The sequence below is a fragment of the Ruegeria denitrificans genome (assembly GCF_001458295.1).
Taxonomy (GTDB): domain Bacteria; phylum Pseudomonadota; class Alphaproteobacteria; order Rhodobacterales; family Rhodobacteraceae; genus Ruegeria; species Ruegeria denitrificans.
This window is the reverse complement of record NZ_CYUD01000019.1, coordinates 15612-30260: the sequence shown is the minus strand read 5'-3', so window position 1 is coordinate 30260 and position 14649 is coordinate 15612. Positions and strand designations below refer to the sequence as shown.

General features: G+C 54.7%; 15 protein-coding genes, 1 pseudogene and 1 riboswitch. Of the genes and pseudogenes, 8 read left to right on the top strand and 8 right to left on the bottom strand.

All coding sequences use genetic code 11. From position 1 onward, the window contains the following. Nucleotides 1–23: 23 nt before the first annotated feature. A complete protein-coding gene (locus tag RUE5091_RS23345; RefSeq protein ID WP_165590812.1) occupies nt 24–185 on the top strand; it encodes a hypothetical protein in 162 nt (53 codons plus the stop codon). A 52-nt stretch (nt 186–237) separates the two neighbouring features. Here RUE5091_RS23345 and RUE5091_RS20590 read toward each other — a convergent pair whose 3' ends face one another. Further along, nucleotides 238–2571, bottom strand: a complete 2334-nt coding sequence (locus tag RUE5091_RS20590) for a heavy metal translocating P-type ATPase (protein WP_082643758.1) — start codon at nt 2569–2571, stop codon at nt 238–240. A gap of 189 nt (nt 2572–2760) precedes the next feature. Between RUE5091_RS20590 and RUE5091_RS20585 the strand changes: the two genes are divergently transcribed. Beyond that, a complete protein-coding gene (locus RUE5091_RS20585) occupies nt 2761–3033 on the top strand; it encodes a hypothetical protein (RefSeq protein WP_058283821.1) in 273 nt (90 codons plus the stop codon). A 41-nt stretch (nt 3034–3074) separates the two neighbouring features. Here the strand turns inward: RUE5091_RS20585 and RUE5091_RS20580 are convergent, their stop codons facing one another. Then, entirely contained in the window at nt 3075–3737 is a 663-nt protein-coding gene (locus tag RUE5091_RS20580) for a L,D-transpeptidase (RefSeq protein WP_058283820.1), read from the bottom strand. Between the two features lie 215 nt (nt 3738–3952). Beyond that, nucleotides 3953–4165, top strand: a riboswitch (cobalamin riboswitch). Nucleotides 4166–4241: 76 nt separating this feature from the next. On the opposite strand from RUE5091_RS20580, the gene RUE5091_RS20575 reads away from it, so the two are divergent. Further along, a complete protein-coding gene (locus tag RUE5091_RS20575) occupies nt 4242–4925 on the top strand; it encodes an energy-coupling factor ABC transporter permease (RefSeq protein ID WP_058283819.1) in 684 nt (227 codons plus the stop codon). A 102-nt stretch (nt 4926–5027) separates the two neighbouring features. Here RUE5091_RS20575 and RUE5091_RS20570 read toward each other — a convergent pair whose 3' ends face one another. Together RUE5091_RS20570 and RUE5091_RS20565 are read right to left on the bottom strand one after the other, a co-directional pair. Continuing rightward, nucleotides 5028–5636 carry a transglutaminase-like cysteine peptidase gene (locus RUE5091_RS20570; RefSeq protein ID WP_082643761.1) on the bottom strand — a complete coding sequence of 203 codons (609 nt, stop codon included), beginning with the start codon at nt 5634–5636 and terminating at the stop codon, nt 5028–5030. A gap of 567 nt (nt 5637–6203) precedes the next feature. Continuing rightward, the gene (locus RUE5091_RS20565; protein ID WP_058283817.1) at nt 6204–6770 is read right to left on the bottom strand and encodes a recombinase family protein; all 567 of its coding nucleotides are present in this window, start codon (nt 6768–6770) and stop codon (nt 6204–6206) included. A gap of 111 nt (nt 6771–6881) precedes the next feature. Between RUE5091_RS20565 and RUE5091_RS20560 the strand changes: the two genes are divergently transcribed. The 3 genes and pseudogenes from RUE5091_RS20560 to RUE5091_RS23885 form a co-directional block, all read left to right on the top strand. Further along, nucleotides 6882–8339: an NCS1 family nucleobase:cation symporter-1 gene (locus RUE5091_RS20560; protein WP_082643757.1), complete on the top strand. Its 1458-nt coding sequence runs from the start codon at nt 6882–6884 to the stop codon at nt 8337–8339. A gap of 216 nt (nt 8340–8555) precedes the next feature. After that, complete coding sequence (locus tag RUE5091_RS20555; RefSeq protein WP_058283816.1) at nt 8556–9989, top strand: NCS1 family nucleobase:cation symporter-1; 1434 nt, start codon at nt 8556–8558, stop codon at nt 9987–9989. Nucleotides 9990–10707: 718 nt separating this feature from the next. Then, nucleotides 10708–10899, top strand: a pseudogene (locus tag RUE5091_RS23885) (DDE-type integrase/transposase/recombinase); the annotation flags it as partial. A gap of 25 nt (nt 10900–10924) precedes the next feature. Here RUE5091_RS23885 and RUE5091_RS20545 read toward each other — a convergent pair. From RUE5091_RS20545 to RUE5091_RS20540, 3 genes are all read right to left on the bottom strand, one after another. Further along, nucleotides 10925–11611, bottom strand: coding sequence for an SDR family NAD(P)-dependent oxidoreductase (locus RUE5091_RS20545; RefSeq protein WP_082643756.1), 687 nt, complete (start codon nt 11609–11611; stop codon nt 10925–10927). Between the two features lie 6 nt (nt 11612–11617). Beyond that, a complete protein-coding gene (locus RUE5091_RS23340) occupies nt 11618–11764 on the bottom strand; it encodes a hypothetical protein (protein WP_165590811.1) in 147 nt (48 codons plus the stop codon). A 385-nt stretch (nt 11765–12149) separates the two neighbouring features. Further along, the gene (locus RUE5091_RS20540; protein WP_058283848.1) at nt 12150–12641 is read right to left on the bottom strand and encodes a DUF2938 domain-containing protein; all 492 of its coding nucleotides are present in this window, start codon (nt 12639–12641) and stop codon (nt 12150–12152) included. Between the two features lie 81 nt (nt 12642–12722). Here RUE5091_RS20540 and RUE5091_RS20535 point away from each other — a divergent pair, with 81 nt between their 5' ends. Next, nucleotides 12723–13163: a MerR family DNA-binding protein gene (locus tag RUE5091_RS20535; RefSeq protein WP_058283813.1), complete on the top strand. Its 441-nt coding sequence runs from the start codon at nt 12723–12725 to the stop codon at nt 13161–13163. A gap of 87 nt (nt 13164–13250) precedes the next feature. On the opposite strand, the gene RUE5091_RS20530 is transcribed toward RUE5091_RS20535, so the two are convergent. Then, entirely contained in the window at nt 13251–13970 is a 720-nt protein-coding gene (locus tag RUE5091_RS20530) for a helix-turn-helix transcriptional regulator (RefSeq protein ID WP_058283812.1), read from the bottom strand. Nucleotides 13971–14055: 85 nt separating this feature from the next. Between RUE5091_RS20530 and RUE5091_RS20525 the strand changes: the two genes are divergently transcribed. Then, a complete protein-coding gene (locus RUE5091_RS20525) occupies nt 14056–14487 on the top strand; it encodes a RidA family protein (protein ID WP_058283847.1) in 432 nt (143 codons plus the stop codon). Nucleotides 14488–14649 lie beyond the last annotated feature (162 nt).

Sequence of the window (14649 nt, the reverse complement as noted above, 5' to 3'; positions counted from 1 at the left end):
ACCAAATCAGAGGATGTAAGATGATGGCAATCGCGGGCGCCTTGGTTGGCGCCGTTTGGGGTGGGGTCCTGGCAAGGTGCCGGAATGGCAACAGCCTTGATATTCTTCAGTACGCCGCAGGATATGCCATCGCTTTTGGCCTGATGGCGTTTTTTCTTTCGATCGCAGTTGTGCGCCTGATGTAACGCGCCAGTAAGAGAGGTGGAAGCCGGACACCTTGAAGTCCGGCTTCCACTCTTATGTGGTCGCAGCGCCTATTCCCTGCGAGCCAAGGGTATTTGCCGCAGTCTGGGCGGTGTGATCTTCCGGAGCTTTCAGAAGCCGTAGGGCATTTGCCACGACCAGCAAGGACACTCCGACATCCGCGGCGATCGCACCCCACATGGATGCCAAACCAAATCCCGTCAGCGTGACAAACAATGCTTTGGTCGCAAGTGAGAAGCCGATGTTCTGATGGATGATCGACATGGTTCGACGTGAATGGTCGATCAGCCAGGGTACTTTAGCGATGTCATCAGTCATCAGAGCAATGTCTGCGGTCTCGATTGCAGCATCTGACCCAACTGCGCCCATCGCAACCGCATAATGTGCCCGAGCCATCGCAGGCGCGTCGTTGACGCCATCGCCGATCATCGCGACCATCTCGTGCTGTTCTGACAGTTCCTCAATCGCAGCGACCTTGTCTTCCGGCAGAAGCTGAGCCCGGACTTCGTCGATACCGACTTCGGCTGCCACCGCTCTCGCGGTTTGTTCGTTGTCACCTGTCAGCATGATGATCGACTTCACGCCCTGCGCGTGAAGCCGGGCAACGATGCTTCGGGCTTCGGGGCGAATGCGGTCCCGCAGCTCAAGCAAACCGGTGACTCCGTTCTCATCCCCGACAACCACAAGTGTGCTTCCCGCGCTCTCGATTTGGTTGCGCAACTCTGAAGGGATAGACGCGCCAAAGCCCTTCTCTTCTGCGAAGCGGTCAGAGCCAAGCCAGATGCCGCCGCGCTCGGTGCGGCCCTCCAGACCCCGACCGGGAACGGTCCGGATATCTTCAGCCGTCGAAATCGAAATGTCCGTCTGTTCCATCTTGGTCAAAATGGCGCGGGCCAGCGGGTGTGAAGATCGAACCTCGAGGCTGGCTGCACTCGCCAACAACTCCCGCTCGGACGCGTCGCCCAGCGGATAGACATTGGCGACTTCAGGCTCTCCCATGGTGATCGTGCCGGTCTTGTCCAGGGCCAGTGCGGTGGTACGCCCGGGGGCTTCGATATATGTACCGCCCTTAATCAGAACCCCGGCCCGGGCCGAAGCGGTCAAAGCGGCAACGATGGAAACCGGTGTGGAAATGACGAGTGCACAGGGGCAGGCGATGACCAGAAGAACAAGTGCATTGTAAAACCAGAAGCCCCACGATGCGCCAAATGCAAGCGGCGGGATCAGGGCGATAACCACTGCGACGATCATAACGATGGGCGTATAGATACGCGCAAATTTTGTAACCCACTGCTCAACCGGCGCACGGCGAGCATGAGCATCACCGACCATCCGGATGATCTTGGCAAGCACGGTATCGGACGCTGTTTTCGTCGCTCGTATTTTGAGGGTGCCTTCACCATTGATTGTGCCAGCATAGACCTCATCACCCAGCTCTTTGGGAACCAACGCGCTTTCACCTGTGATTGGAGCCTGGTCAACGGCACCGGCCCCTTCGATGACTTCCCCGTCAAGTGGAATGCGATCCCCACCCCGAACGATGAAGCTGTCACCGACAAAGACATCAGCCGCCGGGACCGTTGCCTCTGAGCCGTCAGCACGAACCAGCCGAACCGTCGGGGGGGCCAGATCAAGCAGCGCAGATACCGCGTTCCGAGCGCGTCCGACACTCCAGCTTTCCAGATAAAGAGAGAGCGAAAAGAAGAATGCCACGGTTGCCGCTTCGAAAAACTCACCCAGACCGATGGCGCCACTGACGGCAACAACCATCAAAAGGTTCATATCCGGCGAAAGGCGACGCGCCGAAGACCAGGCCTTGGGTGCCACCAACCAGACACCAAACAGGATCGCGACCACAAACAAAGCGGCCTCGGGCAAAGGCATCGGAACCTCACCATGTCCCGAAAACAGCCCGAGAGCACCGCCCATGCCTGTTTCGAAAATGTGCCAGCCAAAACCTGCTGCCCAAAACCCTCCGCTGAGTGTGGTGAACCGCCGCTGACGTGCAGTATGCGCCGCCTGATCCTGGGCGGCATTTCCGTCATCCCAAGGTTTGGCGGTCATACCGGTGCTGGCAACCAGCAGCATGACATCTTCGTCAGAAAGCTTGGCAGCATTTTCAAGAAGCGTCATTCGGCCGTTGATGACATCAAATGCGAGATGCTCTTCACCACCAACTTTCGGGCCGACGACCCGGTTCAGGATCGCAACCTCTTCGGCGCAATCGAGGCCAGAGACCTGAAAGCTTCTGCCGCCGTTGGGAATAGGCCCGGCGGGGACGATGTCGCCACACCCGCCACTGCTGAATGCGTTGTGACCATGTTTAATTTCGTCGTCATGGCCGTGGCTATAGGTATCGGATGACATGATTAGACCTCAAGAATCACTGTGGTCTTCTGCAGATAATCCCTATAGCAACTAGAGCTTCAATACCTTTTTCAATTTTATTACGTCTGACTTCTTTGCCCGCCATGTCGATGCTTCATTCCGTCTTGCGGGCTGGCCGTGTGGGTGCAATTTAGTTGTAGAGAACGCAGAAAACATTGGAACAGGTCAATGCAGATACGGATCGTAATTACCATCACGTTAGTCTCGACTATTGCTGGTTGCACAGCCCAGTTCACAGGGGGCAAAAGCAAAGCATTCGAACCAGGGAACGTGCCAGATACTGTTGTTGCGCTGGCAGGGCCGGGGCAGGATCTGGCCACGGCGCGCCTTTTGCCAGAAGACAATTGCTTTTGGTATGAGCACAGCGGACCTGTCGAGACGACATTGGTACCATTACGTGCGACGAATGGGGCTCCGATCTGCGCTGCGCGCGATGCCTGATAAAAAAGAGGGCAGCGACGTCCACCTACGCTGCCCAAAATTTAGGAGCGGGCTGTGACGCTATCTTCGGCCGAGTATAGAAAAGCGGTCGAGCCGATTTTTACGTTTGGGTAGAGGTCATTGATATGTGCCATGATCATTCGAACACATCCAGAACTTGCGCGACCACCGATGCTTTTGGGCTGAGGTGTGCCGTGAATTCTGAGATATGTATCCCGATCCCCAACGTATAGATAAAGAGCTCGAGATCCGAGAGCATTCCGGGGCCCGGGTTCCATGCCATCCCTGAATTCCGCGTATTCGGGGTTGCGCTCGATCATTGAAGCGGTTGGCGTCCAATGCGGCCACTCGACTTTGCGCCGGATAACATAGGTGCCGGGCTCGTAAAGATTCCCACGCGCGATGGCAACGCCATAGCGCATAGCGGTCCCGCCTTCCTCGATATGGTAAAGATAGCGCGCGACGGCATCGACATGGATGTCACCGGGCACCAAACCATCATTTGCTACGACACGTCGTGGTAAAAAACGGTCATGAACGCCCCACGGATTTGAGGTCGCTGGATCGTATCCAACTGGCGTGACTTGGCTATCCCAATAGGTCTTTTGCGACGAGGTTGGCCATGTTTTGGCCAACAATGGGCTGGCCGCAGACGCCGAGAACAGCGCTGTGGTTGATTGAATGAAATGGCGCCTTGTCAGCATAGGTCCCGTCCTGGTTCACAAGTAAAATGTGTTTGCATCGCATTTTTGCGATCAAATTCGAGTCTTAAAGCCTCTAGCAGCTAGAGCTTCAAGAGGTTTCAGGTAACGCTTGGTTTATCCAGTCGATCAGGTTGCCGGTTGCGTGAATCCTGCTTCGGTCGAGTTTACTTCGGGCTAGGTCACAAAGACAATTGACAGAAACGAAGCCTCCATTGTAGCGGTGATTTGTTTTCGGTTCCTGTTGGCGGAAGCCAATGGGATTAAAAGGGAATACGGTGCGGTGTGCTCAATGGCACCAATTCCGTAACTGCCCCCGCAACTGTGAACGGAGAGCGAAGCCAAGATACCACTGGTTCGTAACGGAACCGGGAAGGTTGGCAGAGCGAACACCCGCGAGTCAGGAGACCTGCCGTAAAGCGCCGGGCTGTGCCCAGACTGAACCTGCTGGTCTTAAGGCCAGCTCAACCTGACAAGCCGCCGGGTGAGGCGGTAGGGAGAAATAAAATGCACATCGAACCGGGCATCGTGAATGGTGCCAAAATCGCGCTTTCCTATGTTACCGCCGCAGGTGCGGCTACTTACGCAGCGAAAGAAACGTTTTCCACATTGCGAGCGAACGGACCTGCATCTTTTGTCATGCGCTCGGTGCTCGCCACTGTTGGCGTTTTCCTTTTCTTCGAAGTTCTACCGCACTTCCCGGTCGGTGTCTCTGAAGTCCACTTCATCTTGGGCTCGACGCTGTTCCTGCTTCTTGGCGCTGCGCCCGCAGCTTTTGGACTTGCAGCCGGGCTCCTGATTCAGGGAGTGTTCTTTGCACCGTTCGATCTTCCGCAGTACTTTATCAACCTGACCACTCTTCTGGTGCCGCTATTTGCGCTACAAGCACTGGCCAGCCGCATCATTGAACCCGGCACAGCATATGTTGACCTCAAATATGGCCATGCTCTTGCCCTGAGTGCGACGTATCAGGGAGGAGTAGTCGCATGGGTCGCATTCTGGGCTTTCTACGGCCAAGGTTTTGGTGCTGAAACTATGGTGTCGGTTCTGTCCTTTGGCGGTGCCTATATGCTGGTAATAGGCATCGAGCCGATTGCTGATCTGGCAGTGCTTGCCGCAGCCAAGGCGATGCGCGGATTGAATAGTACAGGTCTGGTGACTCCGCGCTTGTACAACGCTGCGAAAGCTTGACCAAAGATTGAAGCGGTGACCTAGATTGGTTGCCGCGAAACAAACAGAAGTCGCAGGAGCAAAGTTTACTTGGCGCGTCTCGAGGGCGCGCCACGTTTGCTTTTAGCCTTTAGAAACCTGTACCCAACGGTCAGGGTGTATCGGGTCCTGTATTCGAAGGAATAGATACTTTGTTTCCTTCCACGATTTGATCCTGTTGGTAACATTGTCCAGAACCAAATCGCCTTCACTCGAGCGATAAACTAGAACAGCATGGCCACTGCGATTGGTGTCCAAGACAGTTGCAATTAGCAGCTTCGTGGGATCCAAGCCGTTCTGCATAAGCTCAAACTTCTTTTGCAAAGCGAAGTCTTCGCAATCCCCTGACCCCTGCGTCGGCAGGGTCCAGTATTCATTTGTCCCATATTGGCTTTGATCCGAAACGGCGCGGATCTTCCGATTTACACGCGTGTTGATCGTTTCAACGATCTGTTTCTCGCGCGCTTCGGGTAGACCAGAATTACTAGTGATCGCGCAGGCCCACGAATAATCTTTGCATAGTGATTTGGCACCCGACGGCGCTTGAATCTCTCTATCTAGTTTGATCAAGGGAAGCTCAGAGGCTTGCAATGTAGCCGCAGAGACAAAGTAACTGCATATGATACAGGCCATCGATAGATAAACTGGCAACTTTTCCGAAGATCTTTCCTGAGCGGACGTGGGTTCTGTCATGTCTGCCTTCCCCATGATCGTTTCTCGAGGACATCTGCAGCTGCTGGGCCAAGAGTACTTTATTGTAAGCCTTCATGTTCGCCGATGCTTTGCAACAACTTATCAGTTTTCAGGTGCAGAGCGGCATTAATTCGCGAACGCGTCCTACTGGCTGCACAGACCTGCCGGAGCCGCTGGTTTTCCAAACGTAAATCGCGAAAAAAGAGCAGAGATTTCCACTTTGCATTCTAAAGGCCATCTTTTGTTGTACCAGGGGACGGCAACATCTTTCGAGATGCGTTGATGGGATAGAAGACTCCTAAATCACAAATGACAAATCAACTCCACCTAAGGGAAGATTAATGATTTAATGTCTGCGACTTAACCTTGGGTCGATCGCGGTACTTTGAGCTACCCTCAAAAATTGGACACTGAGGTAAGCTACGAATTGTTGTCTGCTGATTTTCGAGGAGAAGGTGATCAGAGATGTCGAAACGGAAGCAGTATTCTCCTGAATTCAAGCCAAGGCGGCGCCGGATTGATGGCACCGCCTATTTTTGCGGAAACAAGGATGTCTGGACCCGAACTTTATCCCGGCTTTGCTTGCAGTGTTTTTATACGTGAGATCGTTGATCGGCTGACGCCCAGCATACGTCCGATTTCGGCTGCAGTCTTGCCCATGGACAGCAGGGAGATCGCCTCTTCGCGTTCCTTGGCGCTCAGCTTTTTGGGGCGGCCTTTGCTCAGGCCAAATGATTTGGGGCGATCTTCCACAGTGCGGCTTTCCAGGTCAGCAAGCCCAAGTTCGTAGTCAATGACACCACCCAATACTTCCAGAACCATACCGGCGCGTCCGCCTTCGGTATTGATCCAGGGTTCCGACATCGACCGAAAAGCCGCCCCCTTTTCGTGAAGCCGCTCTAACAGATTGAATAGTTCAGCGATGGAGTCGGCTATCGCGGACAAACGCGACACCACGATCACATCCCCGGCAGAAACATCCGCCAGAAACTCCTCCAACGTTCTAGCCCGGTTGGTGGTATCCTGAGCTGTATCGCTCCAGATGCGATCGCACCCCTGGCGTTTGAGCTCGCTTAGCTGAACCTCACTTCGGTACCATTTCGACGATACCCGTGCATATCCGATTTTTACCATTCCAAATCAGTCTCGTAGAATTAGGTTTGCCATAGTTCTTGACTTTTTGCACGATATTATGCACGTTTATTTGCACGCAATTCTGCACGATCATAACGCTGATCCTGCGCAATGACAATCGCTTTGACAGGTTACCCGGACGAAATGCAGCATTCTTTTACAGAAGCTCCCAGGGATGCCAGCCTTTACAACGAGGATCTGGCCCCGGTTCCTGTCAACGAGCGCGATTGGGGCTGGTTCGAGCTATTCAATGTCTGGGCCAATGATGTGCAATCGCTTTTTGGTTACACATTGGCAGCATCTCTCTTTCTCACCTACGGGCTGAACGGGTGGGCAGTGTTTGCGGGCATTGTGCTGGCGGGTTTCATTGTCATGGGGCTGGTCAATCTGGTCGGCAAACCCAGCGTCAAATATGGGATTCCGTTCGCGGTCATGGCGCGGGCCAGCATGGGCGTTCGCGGCGCGAACTTCCCGGCCTTGATCCGTGCAGTCGTAGCCATCTTCTGGTTCGGAGTGCAGACCTATTTTGCATCGACCGCGCTCGCACTGGCAATGGTCGCACTGATCGGATCGAATGGTCCGCCGATCTTTCTAGGCCTGAGCGCTATCGAATGGATCGCCTTTCTGGGGGTCTGGGCCTTTCAGATCGCGCTGTTCTGGAACGGGATAGAACCTATCGTTGGGTTTCTCAATTTTGCGGGCCCGTTTGTGTATGTGGTGATGGTGATGCTCGCCATCATGGTCTGGATCGAGGTCGGCAACGATCTCTGGCGAGAGCTTGGCACGATTTTTCGCGGGACAGGCAGCTATCAGGGCAATCCTTTGGCTGCGTTCGTTGCCGTGGTGGGCACGATGATTGCCTATTTCGCAGCTGTTGTAATTAACTTCGGAGACTTTTCACGCTTTGTGCGCTCGGAACATGAAATGCGCAAAGGCAACCTGTTGGGCCTCCCGATCAATATCGCTTTTTTTTCGTTGATCGCCCTGATCGTCACCGCTGGCACGGTCGCGATCTGGGGCGAAGCGCTGACCAATCCTACAGCAATCATCGCGCGGGTCGATTCATTGCCATTGACGATCCTTGCCGCAGTGACCTTCTTTGCCGCCACAGTTGGGATCAACCTCGTGGCCAATTTCATCCCGCCCGCTTATGATCTGGCAAACCTGATGCCCAGCCGGATCAATTTCCGGGTCGCAGGCATCATTACATCGGCCTATGCGCTGGTGATTGGCGGGCTGTGGGTCTCAACTATCAGCCAAATTGGCATTCTGGGTTTTGTGAACACGTTGGGGGCCGTTCTGGCACCTGTCTACGGCATTATCATCGCTGACTACTATCTGGTGAAATCAGGAAAACTGGATGTTGATCAGCTGTTTTCAGCGGCACGCGATGGCCCTTACTTTTACAGCAACGGCTGGAACATGGCGGCAATTGTGTCGTTCATCCTACCGGCCATATTTTCCGTTCTCACAGTCTGGGTCCCCATGCTGAGCACGCTTTCGGGCTTTGCATGGGTGATCGGAGCAGGATTTGGAGGTGTGTTCTACTGGGCAATTGCAAAGCGCTGACCGGCTGAGGCCTTAGCCAATTCGATGCCAGGGGGCGGAGAAACCGATTACCGCATCGCGTGATCGGCAAGGAAGGTTTGTCTCGAGCGAAAGCTGAAATGTGAATGAACGTCGCAACCCTGCGACGGCAACGGTTCGGGCTGCGCGCTCGAAGCGAAAGGCGGTTATTGCCGCATTTTCGGGGGGCTTCCCCCTGTCTAAAACGGGAGGACTATAATGGTATCCGAAACGACATCTGCCGAAGTCGCAGGTACAACAGATCCGGAAGGCGATACGCTCAATCCGGTGACACCCGACGAAAAAACTTGGGGATCTTTTGCGATCTTCAATATCTGGGCCAACGACGTCCAGTCACTGTTTGGTTACTCGCTTGTCGCGTCGCTCTTCATCTCATACGGCGTTGGCGGCTGGACAGCCTTTCTGGCACTTATAGTGGCCGGGTTGTTCGTCATGTGGATGGTAAACCTGTCCGGCGCACCGGGTGAGAAATACGGAATTCCCTATCCGGTACTGGCGCGTGCCAGTATGGGGACCGCGGGGTCCAAACTACCGGCGGTATTGCGGGCCACGGTCGCCGTGTTCTGGTACGGCGTGCAGGTCTATTTCGCATCAACCGCACTATCACTTCTGATCCGTTCGATCACTGGCGCAGAAGGCGGGGCCGAGATGCTGGGCCTGACGGGCATCGACTGGTTCGCATTCTTCATTGTCTGGGTGTTCCACATCGTCATCTTCTGGCGCGGTATGGGCTGGGTCGAAACGTTCCTCAACTTTGCCGGACCTTTTGTCTATGCGGTGATGATCGGCCTTGTGATAGTTCTCTGGCAGCGCTCGGACGGGCAGCTTTTGAGCGCAACGGCAACGATCTTCGCCAACCCCGAAGGCACGTTTGGATCCGAGGTCAAAGGCTTTATCGCCATCTTTGGCACCATGGTTGCCTATTTCTCGGCTGTGATGATCAACTTCTCGGACTTCTCGCGCTATTCCCGGGACAAGGCGTCCATGAAGGCGGGGAACCTGGCTGGCCTGCCGTTGAACATGATCCTGTTCTCGGCCTTGGCGTTGCTGACAACCGGCGGTGCAGCGGTCGTCTTTGGTGAGGAAATCATCAACCCGACCGAGATCGTTGAAAAGACCGACAGCGTTCTGCTGGGCATTATCGCCGCCATTACGTTCTTTGCCGCTACAGTTGGCATCAACCTTGTTGCGAACTTCATTCCTGCGGTAAACGGCATCGCCAACCTTGCACCTGGAAAAATCAGTTTCCGTCAGGCGGGTCTGGCCACATCAGTCTTTGCGCTGGTCATCGGTGGCCTGTGGACCGCGATAATCTCGAACATCGGTATCGCCGGATTCGTCAATACACTGGGTGCGACACTGGCTCCGATCTTCGGGATCATGATCGTCGACTATTATTTGATCCGCAAAGAAGAGTTGAACCGGGATGACCTCTACGACATGCAAGGGGGCGAGTACCATTATGGTAACGGCTGGAACGACTCGGCTCTGATTGCCTTCGGCGTCGCCTCGGTATTCTCGGTCTCCACGGTCTGGGTCCCGGCCCTTGGCATCCTGTCTGGCTATGCGTGGATCATCGGCGCAATTCTTGGCGGCGTTATCTATAACGCGATGGCTAAGAAAAAAACCTGACAAATGGGAAAAGATAGCGGGCGGCACCCCGCCCGCTGTCGCATTACGTAAACTGAGTGGCCTGCAAATGTCTTTTTTCATCACACTTGGAACCAATAAACATGGCGACCATTCCTGAGCCCCGAAATCTGAATTGGTCTGCCATAAACCTTTGGATAAATGAAGATTGAATTTGACCCTTGAAACTGGTTCGAATTGAGTGCGAACTTGCTAGGCGATTGGAGCTCCGGCACCGTTTCAGTATGAAGTTTTTTCTCTGGAACCCGAGACTAGAAATCGCAATACGCCGACGGCAACAATGTTGAAACCTGTGTTTCAGCCACGGCATTAGATTTCTTTGCAAAGACGGTTCGCATCAAGAATGGCTGCATGAATACCGCAGATACGCATTCACCAATTTTGAACAGCGCAAACGACTCGCATTCGTCACTTTTCAACGGAAGATCAGGTTGTGCATGCCCAATCAGAAACTCATTTACATCGGTCCGTCCAGAGTTTTTAGCTTTACATGACAACTCCGAAAAAGATCATAATTGGGGCAGTCCCGGCGTCAGAACAAAGCTGGAGCAACGAAGTTTTTGCCCGTACGCTCGAAGTTAACGGGTTGCCACGCAAAATCTTTATCGACAAAAGCGGCGCGAACACAGCCAGTCTTAGAGCGATCAACAAGATGCTGAAGGGCTAAGGTTGCCCAATCCCAATCGAGATGGTCAGGCGGAAATATATTAATAACATCGTTGAACAGAATCACCGGTTCATCAAACGTCGGATCAGGCCCATGCTGGGGCTCAAATCTTTCGATTCAGCTGCATCTGCTCTGGCTAGTATCGAACTGGTCAACATGATCCGCAGGTGTCAATTCACGCCCCGATTCCGTCCGTTTCAGCAGTTTGCCCAACTGGCAGGATAAACTGCTTACCAATTCCACTGATGCTCTACCATCTAATAAGTTTGCGACAGAACTCCCCAGACATGCCTAGTAACTTCATCATCCGGGGTATGATCACCCGAGCGATCCACGGCATATTGCGCCCGTTGTTGGTGCTCGGGGTGAGGCCGGGGGATATGGCGTTGACGGTCATCCCCGCTGGAAGCCGTTGCGCCAGGGCGGCCGTCCACCACGCGACGCAGGCCTTAGCGGTAGCGTAGGCGTCGTTTGCACGAAACTTTCCGGGCCCCTCGGCCTTGGCAATGCGCTTGATCGCTTCGACGAGGTTTCCACCTGTCGCCTTGGTTGCGAAAGCCTCAACATCGATCACCGATGTCATCGGCACGTCACCCCTGGCGACTTCCGAGCCCACGATGATGATGCGCGCATTTGGCGCCAAACTCTGATCGTTCAACAGGCGCACAGTGAGCCGGTGGTGAGCAACAATGGTCGACGAGAAGGTCAACTCGATACCCTGGGCGTCGCGTCTGGGCTTTGCGCCCGACACCATCCCGGCATTAAGTATAAGCAGGTCGATAGGACTCGCAGCATCGCGCAGCCGGTCGGCAAGAGCTTCGATAGTAATCGGTGCCGACAGATCAGCAACTTCTGGCACAAAAACCTTCGCGCCAGTTCGGCGTTCGAGGCTGGCGAGACTGTCGGTGGCTTTTTCCGAGGTACGAGCGGTGACGATGACACGTCAGTAGCCCTCAATGGCCAACTGCGCGGCTGCTTCGAGGCCGATACCCGAACTGGCACCGGTTATCAGTACTGTCTTCGTATTCAGATTGCTGTTCGCTAAGGTCATTTTTTGTGCCGCGTGGACGCCGAGCAGATATTGCTTCATTGAACATCATAGCCTGATTTGGTGATGTTCAGGAGACTTCCTCGGTTTCAGAGCCGGAATTCCAAGGAGCTACACCCTATACTTGCAACCAAACCGATATGCCAAAATGCCCGAAGAGGGTTTGCAGTGAGCAAGCGCCTGGTTCGCGGCCATCCATTTTGCGTCACGGTTGCCAAGTCCAATACGAGTTCACACCGGACTTCAGGCGCGCTGTAGGATTGACTTAAACCTTGCTGATCTCGGCACCGGAGACGACCCTAAACTGCCGTTGGACGATGAGTGCGGTCGCTGCCGTGCGGCTCGTAAGAGGAGACTTTCGCTGCAGTGGTAAAACTTGGTGGCTTCCGAACTCACAGTCTGCTTTCGGTATGCTCTTCGCGAAATGTTAGAACGAAATGGATACGCAGTTTGCCGCGACCCAAAGCCCAGTTCCAAAGCTGAAATGTGCAAAGACGCTCTTGAGCCGCGCAGCTTGTGGGTCGGGCGTCAACCGTGCCGCCAGCCCCACTCCCATGCCCGGCTGCAGGATCAGAAAAGGCGCGAGTACTGTTAGTATTCCAAACGCAATTGCAGGCAGCAGGCTCGGCGCTTCAAGCCAGCCCCGACCAACTACGGCAAGGAAACCCAGCGCGAACACGACGCCCGTCAGATAATGTGCGCTCCAGCCCAGTAAACGTTCCGCCGGAACAGGGTCGCTGGCCATGATGTGCCTATGAACAATCTGCCCCTGTACCACATGGCCGAGCCAACGGCCCACCATCGCGTAGTTGAGCGATTGCTGAGAGAAGATCAGCTTCTGGAAAAGGGCGACCACATCCATGAAGGCTGTCGCGCCGATGCCGATCAGAACCGCGCTAAAGAATATTTCTGTTGTCATGGTGGTATCGGCCTCAATTTCTGTTGATGTTTTGCAGTGGAGGGGCAACATGCAACTTCAAGCCCACTTGAGGTCAAGACCATGCTCGACATTTCCGAACTCTCTCGCGAAAGCGGATTTTCACCGTCAAAACTCCGCTATTATGAAGAGGTTGGCCTGATCCGGTCGGTGGGTCGACGGGGATTGAAACGTCTCTATGAAGATGAGGTGAAGACGCGAATTTCCCTCATTTCTCTGGCGCAAACCGCCGGGTTTTCACTCGGCGAGATCAAAGAAACGATAGGTTCAGAAGGCAGGCCCGATCTGGATGGCACGGTTCTGGCGGCAAAGGCCGATGCAATCGACGCGAAAATCAAGGAACTGACGGCCTTACGGGACGGCCTTCGCCATGTCATGAATTGCACCGCCGAAAACCATCTGGATTGCCCACGTTTTCAGCGCATCATCCGTGTTGCGTTGACGAAGAAGCAGGTCGACGGGAAACGTTCCAAAAAGAATCCCGACAAAGGGCGAAGGAATTGAGCGTGGACCCTGATCCACCAATTTTGGGCTGTTGACGGGTCAAGATAATGGGATCACTTCCGCCCGGACTTCACGCGTTCCTGGTGTTCAGCGCGGTAATTCGCTGAATGGACAGACATCGTCCTCGAACGGAACATGCCGTCTCCGGAACGAGGTTCCCTCGACGATCTCGGGGCGGCTGATCCGATCCATGCGAAAATGCCGGAATTCCTCACGGCTGGAATCCCAGGCTACGAGATACCAGAGCGGGGGCAGGATGAGCATGGCTTGCGGTTCGACTTCGCGGCTTGTTTCCGCGCCCTTGGCGTCCCGGTAGCCGAAGCGCAGAAACTGCAACTGCAGAAACGCGGTCTCGAAGGCAGGCAAAAGCGCGGGGTCAATCGTGCCCATGTCCGAGATATCCTGTTTGGGCGAAAGCTGTCCGACGTGCAGACAGTCAAGAAACCTACGCAGATCCCGCACCTTGTCAGACGGCAAGGCCTTCTCGATCTTGGCAAGCCCCTCGTCGGCGAGACCGGAAAAGGGAAGGCTTCGCGCCGCACGCATGGCCGCCACACTGACAAGAAGCGCAAACACCTCTGTGACCGAGAGACGGGCGGTGGTCTGCACAGATTGCGGATCAAGCTGCACGCCGCCACCGCGCCCACATTCGGAATGGATGACAAAACCCTGGTCGCGCAACGCCCCGATATCGCGCAATACCGTTCGTCTGGATGCGCCGACCTGACTGGCCAGCTCTTCGACCGTTGCTGTTCCGCTACGGCGAAGGGTGCGCACGATGGCATCATGTCGGAGACGGATGTTCATTTACTCACCTTAGCACAATCGGTGACAAATTTTGTCACCGTATGGATTTAAGTCGATCCCGGACTACTCAGCAAGGAGAATGAACATGACATCCCGAGACCCGAATACATCCAACGGCGCATTGCCGATCATCGTCAATCCACCGCATCTGCATGATCCCACGCCAAACGGCTATAGCACAGCAGTCGCCTCTCCTGCTGCGGGACGGCTTGCTTTTGTCTCAGGTCAGGGCGGACAGGATCAAACCGGCAACCTATCGCCGGAGTTCGGCAACCAGGTTGAGCAGGCCTACGCCAATCTGGCTGCCGTCCTCGACGCGCTCGGCGCTCTCCCCTGTCACGTCGTGAAGCTCACCGTGTTCGTGGTCGACCACGATATGTCGAAGCTGCGCGTGCTGACCGAAAACGTGAAGCGGATGTTTGGCGATACATTGCCCGCGCAAACCCTGATCCCCGTACCAAAGCTTGCCATCGACCCGATGCTTTTCGAGGTCGAAGCCGTCGTGCTTTTGGATTGAGCGACTGATTGCGGCGGCGACTTGCCGACGCAATTACAAACGCTACCAGATTTGCGAAGTGGAAGCTGACGGTCGCAAACTGCGCAGCATCGGTTACTAAGGGCTCAAAACGGAACTGCGGCAAAGCGGCAGGCAGAAACACGGCCGTTGCTCAAAACAAAT

Coding starts and splice junctions, on each gene's coding strand:
- RUE5091_RS23345 (WP_165590812.1), top strand. CDS start 24: ATGGCAATCGCGGGCGCCTTGGTTGGCGCCGTTTGGGGTGGGGTCCTG.
- RUE5091_RS20590 (WP_082643758.1), bottom strand. CDS start 2,571: ATGTCATCCGATACCTATAGCCACGGCCATGACGACGAAATTAAACAT.
- RUE5091_RS20585 (WP_058283821.1), top strand. CDS start 2,761: ATGCAGATACGGATCGTAATTACCATCACGTTAGTCTCGACTATTGCT.
- RUE5091_RS20580 (WP_058283820.1), bottom strand. CDS start 3,737: ATGCTGACAAGGCGCCATTTCATTCAATCAACCACAGCGCTGTTCTCG.
- RUE5091_RS20575 (WP_058283819.1), top strand. CDS start 4,242: ATGCACATCGAACCGGGCATCGTGAATGGTGCCAAAATCGCGCTTTCC.
- RUE5091_RS20570 (WP_082643761.1), bottom strand. CDS start 5,636: ATGACAGAACCCACGTCCGCTCAGGAAAGATCTTCGGAAAAGTTGCCA.
- RUE5091_RS20565 (WP_058283817.1), bottom strand. CDS start 6,770: ATGGTAAAAATCGGATATGCACGGGTATCGTCGAAATGGTACCGAAGT.
- RUE5091_RS20560 (WP_082643757.1), top strand. CDS start 6,882: ATGACAATCGCTTTGACAGGTTACCCGGACGAAATGCAGCATTCTTTT.
- RUE5091_RS20555 (WP_058283816.1), top strand. CDS start 8,556: ATGGTATCCGAAACGACATCTGCCGAAGTCGCAGGTACAACAGATCCG.
- RUE5091_RS23340 (WP_165590811.1), bottom strand. CDS start 11,764: ATGAAGCAATATCTGCTCGGCGTCCACGCGGCACAAAAAATGACCTTA.
- RUE5091_RS20540 (WP_058283848.1), bottom strand. CDS start 12,641: ATGACAACAGAAATATTCTTTAGCGCGGTTCTGATCGGCATCGGCGCG.
- RUE5091_RS20535 (WP_058283813.1), top strand. CDS start 12,723: ATGCTCGACATTTCCGAACTCTCTCGCGAAAGCGGATTTTCACCGTCA.
- RUE5091_RS20530 (WP_058283812.1), bottom strand. CDS start 13,970: ATGAACATCCGTCTCCGACATGATGCCATCGTGCGCACCCTTCGCCGT.
- RUE5091_RS20525 (WP_058283847.1), top strand. CDS start 14,056: ATGACATCCCGAGACCCGAATACATCCAACGGCGCATTGCCGATCATC.